Origin of the sequence: Microcoleus sp. OTE_8_concoct_300 (assembly GCF_031383065.1) — a bacterium.
In the GTDB taxonomy this organism is placed as follows: Bacteria; Cyanobacteriota; Cyanobacteriia; order Cyanobacteriales; family Microcoleaceae; genus Microcoleus.
On the sequence record NZ_JANMZH010000386.1, the window covers coordinates 1 to 3,735 of the forward strand.

Sequence of the window (3,735 nt, forward strand, 5' to 3'; positions counted from 1 at the left end):
GCTTTTTAAGGAAGTTTTTTGAATTAAAAAGATTGGATTTTGGGTTCATGACTGAGGTAAAGAGAACAGGCAGGATAAATCCTGCAACGCCCTTTCATCCCCGGACTGAAGTCACGGGGTTTTCAGGGTATTCCTTATAAAATGTGTTTACTTTATAAGTTTTTACAAATTACGGTCGAAATTAAAGCCGTCCTAGAAGGAGGGGGCTTTAAACCCAATTATTTTGGTAAAACCCGCGATGTGCATTGTTCTTCGTCAGGAATGCAAGTCCTTTCGGGCCTTTCCCGTTGCCAGACTGAGCCGGTGCCGGTGCTTGCAGGATCGGTTGGTACGGATATCTCGCTGGCTTCACACCTGCAACCAGCCTGCCCAGAAGCGAGAATAAACTGTAAATTATAAATGTATCGAATAGTAACGGTCTTATGTACAAGCAACTAATTTCAAAGATCAAACCGCTTTTGAAATCACTATTCGCGATCGGTCTGGTACTGACGCTAGCCCTCGGTAACGCTGACGGAGCTCTGGCAGCCCGCAGCGGAGGACGCATCGGCGGCGGATCTTTTAGAGCTCCGGCGCGCAGTTACTCATCGCCGAGTCGCACTTACGCCCCGCCGGGAGGGGGTTACTACCCGGGCGGCGGCTTTGGCGGCGGCTTCGGTTTCCCGTTCTTGCTGCCGTTTTTTGGCTTTGGGGGCGGGTTTGGCGGCCTGTTCTCGATTTTGATTTTTATCTCGATCGCTAATTTCCTCGTCCAAAGTTTCCGCCGCGCCGGGGGCACAACTGACGAACTCGGCAACAGCGTCCCTACTACCACTGTATCTGTCGCCCGCTTGCAAGTCGGTTTGCTAGCAGAGGCCCGCGGTTTGCAAGCCGAACTCGACTCCCTAGCGCTAAAAGCGGATACCGATACCGCAGCAGGTCGCGCTCAAGTGCTGCAAGAATCTACTCTGGCGCTGCTGCGGCATCCTGAATACTGGGCTTACGCGGGCGCTGAATCTGTGCAAACTCGCTTGGAAGCAGCCGAAGCTAAGTTTAATCAATTTTCTTTGGCAGAACGCAGCAAATTTACTGAAGAAACGCTCTCGAATTATAACAACCAGCTCCGACAAGCAGGGAGCAGCAAGATCCTGCCAGGTTTGCAGGAAAATGGTGCGCTGGTTGCTTCTGATTTGAATTCAGATCCCGGGGAATTTATTGTGGTGACGGTGATTGTCGGTACTCAAGGCAAATTGCAATTGCCAGCCGTGAAAAATTCTGAAGATTTGCGCCAAGCTTTGCGCCAGATTGGGGGAGTATCAAGCGAACAGTTGCTGGCGGTTGAGGTGCTGTGGACTCCTCAAGCGAACGGGGACACTCTGACTGCTGACGATATGTTGGCCGGCTATCCTGATTTGCGATCGATTTAGTAGTAAGCAAGACTGGGCGCGGAGGATTGTCTGCCGCGCCCGAGCCCGCAGCAACGCTGTGCGGGCGAACCCAATTGCTTTTGAGACGGGCATGAAGCAGGATTTTGTGTAGGCTGCTCGACTTAAAAAAGATTGTTTAACAAATGCTAGTATTGAAAGATTATGATTCAGTTTGATTTATCTTCTGCGATTAGCAAGACCTGCCCGAGAAACGTTTGGCGAAGAAGTTAGGCAGAAGAAAAAAAACTGTATTAAGCGAGGAGTGACTGCTTCGGAAGAAGTTGCGACCGCGTGTACTCTAAATTTTATACAAAAAAGAAGCATCGGGAGCTAAACTTATGGCCGACAGCAGCAGAAAAAAAGCCCTTTTCATTTTGAGCGAGTTAAATAACGACGATATCGACTGGATCGTCCAAAAAGGCAAAAAGGAAGTTCTAGAACCGGGCGCGATTTTGATCCATGAAGGCAGACAGATCGATGCGCTATACATTGTTTTGGATGGGAGTTTGAGCGTTTTGATCGAGGCTGAGCAGACTAAAGAACTTGCTAAAATAGCCAGCGGAGAACTTGTCGGAGAAGTTTCTTTCATTGATAGTCGTCCTCCTTTGGCAACGGTGAAGGCGATGGAAGAAACTCACTTGCTGTCAATTCCCAGACGGCAGTTAGTAATCAAACTTCAACAGGATATGGGCTTTGCTTCCCGGTTTTATTATGGAATTTCACTGTGTCTGGCAGACAGGATGCGCGGTACGATCAGACTTATAGAATACGGTCGCAATATTGAATTAGATCAACGAGAATTTGAACTGGAGGATACCAATCCTAACGTCCTGGAAAATTTGGCGCTAGCTGAGGCTAAGTTTAATTGGCTGAGGGAAAATGTTAAGGCTTGAGTAATTTTAAGGCGTTTTTGAGTTGGGTGTCAAAAGTGGCCAATACATACGGTAATTTATCATCGATTTAAACTCTCATATCATATTCGGTCGATTGACCATGATTCCTGTAGATACTGTCTTGAACTGTCAAGGGGTCGCGAGTAAATAATTTGGGTCGAAAGGCTTTTGGGATTTTAAAATCCCAAAAGCCAAATGCACCAATTTCCTCATCAGAGCGCCAATCACCTGCATTTTTACCTTTCCACGTCCCAATAATCTGTCACTCATAGCTTTCAGCAACGGGTTGAAACGCATCGCCACTACCGCAGGCAAGTACAACGCCTTTCGGAGTCGGACATGGACGGTGCAGGACAAACGAGTTTTGCCTTTAACCGAAGTTCCAGAACTGCGTTCACAGGGTGTTAAACCCGCATAAGCCGCTAATTGACGGGCATTGTTGTAATCGGAAACATCACGAATTTCAGCTAACAACACGGATGCTGTCTGTTCACCAATTCCAGGAATTGAGGTCAAGAGGTCACGCTGTTGTTTTAAATGTGGGTGTTGGTCAAAATGGTCACTAATCAGTTTTTTGATTAGTTGTTGTTGCTGTTTTAGATACTCCAAATGTGCAAGCGTAAGACCAGCAACAGTTGGCGTAGCTGTTTCCAGACGGTTCTGCTCGCTCGTAGTCATTTCGATTACAGATTCGAGCCGTCGCAACAGGGCTTGTAATTCTTTGACTTCCGGTGCAGTTGGTGTCCACAGAGACGGCTTCATAGCCGCACAAAAACGAGCAATCAGTGCCGCATCTACGGAGTCGGTTTTAGTTCTCAGAAGTTCGCCTTTAGCAAACCCTTTAATCCGGGCCGGATTGACGATGCTGACCTGAAAACCCGCCCCATAGAGGAATTCGGCTAAGGCTTCGACCTAATTGCTAGTAGCTTCCATACAAGCATGGAGTTCAACTACACTTTGTTGTTGAAGCCAGTTATGTAAACTCTCAAACCCTTGAATATTGTTGGTAAACTTTCTGGGTTTAGTTGCACGACTTTCTTTCAGTAATGAGACATGAAAGTCTCTTTTACTGATGTCTATACCTAAGACTGTTGATGTCATTATTTGCTCCAGATATACTCCAATTTATGAAAGAACCGACAGGCAATTGAATACTAACCTTGTGAATGCAGGCTTTCCCGGAGATGCCGAGAGCCTAAGATACTGTCCAGTTTAGTGTGCGCCTGTCATCAGTAATGGGAGCTTATCTACGCAACAGACTTATGCAGTCTAAGGGGCGGGCCAACTTCACCGATTTCTGATGTCCTTAAAGAACACTTTCTGCTGTTACAGAACCATTTGTACTAAACTTTCCTTGTTTCTTTAGATTCGCTTTGCTTGTCGGCTCGATCGCCTGATTGTTGGCTCGATCGCCTGATTGTTGGCTCGATCGCCTG

At 47.1% G+C, this 3,735-nt stretch carries 3 protein-coding genes and 1 pseudogene; 2 read left to right on the forward strand and 2 right to left on the reverse strand.

Annotated elements, in window-relative coordinates; all coding sequences use genetic code 11:
- The first annotated feature begins 422 nt into the window (after positions 1-422).
- Both ACUVJL_RS17225 and ACUVJL_RS17230 read left to right on the forward strand, forming a co-directional pair.
- Entirely contained in the window at positions 423-1,406 is a 984-nt protein-coding gene (locus ACUVJL_RS17225; RefSeq protein ID WP_445246970.1) for a DUF1517 domain-containing protein, read from the forward strand.
- A gap of 338 nt (positions 1,407-1,744) precedes the next feature.
- The gene (locus ACUVJL_RS17230) at positions 1,745-2,299 is read left to right on the forward strand and encodes a cyclic nucleotide-binding domain-containing protein (RefSeq protein WP_445246971.1); all 555 of its coding nucleotides are present in this window, start codon (positions 1,745-1,747) and stop codon (positions 2,297-2,299) included.
- A 129-nt stretch (positions 2,300-2,428) separates the two neighbouring features.
- Here the strand turns inward: ACUVJL_RS17230 and ACUVJL_RS17235 are convergent, their stop codons facing one another.
- Together ACUVJL_RS17235 and ACUVJL_RS17240 are read right to left on the reverse strand one after the other, a co-directional pair.
- Positions 2,429-2,977, reverse strand: coding sequence for an IS110 family transposase (locus ACUVJL_RS17235; protein WP_445246972.1), 549 nt, complete (start codon positions 2,975-2,977; stop codon positions 2,429-2,431).
- Positions 2,957-3,190, reverse strand: a pseudogene (locus ACUVJL_RS17240) (IS110 family transposase); the annotation flags it as partial. The pseudogene ACUVJL_RS17240 and the gene ACUVJL_RS17235, both read right to left, overlap by 21 nt.
- Positions 3,191-3,735 lie beyond the last annotated feature (545 nt).

Bases quoted from the DNA above. Each gene is read 5' to 3' on its own strand.
- ACUVJL_RS17225 (WP_445246970.1), top strand. From the start codon at position 423: ATGTACAAGCAACTAATTTCAAAGATCAAACCGCTTTTGAAATCACTA.
- ACUVJL_RS17235 (WP_445246972.1), bottom strand. From the start codon at position 2,977: ATGACTACGAGCGAGCAGAACCGTCTGGAAACAGCTACGCCAACTGTT.
- ACUVJL_RS17230 (WP_445246971.1), top strand. From the start codon at position 1,745: ATGGCCGACAGCAGCAGAAAAAAAGCCCTTTTCATTTTGAGCGAGTTA.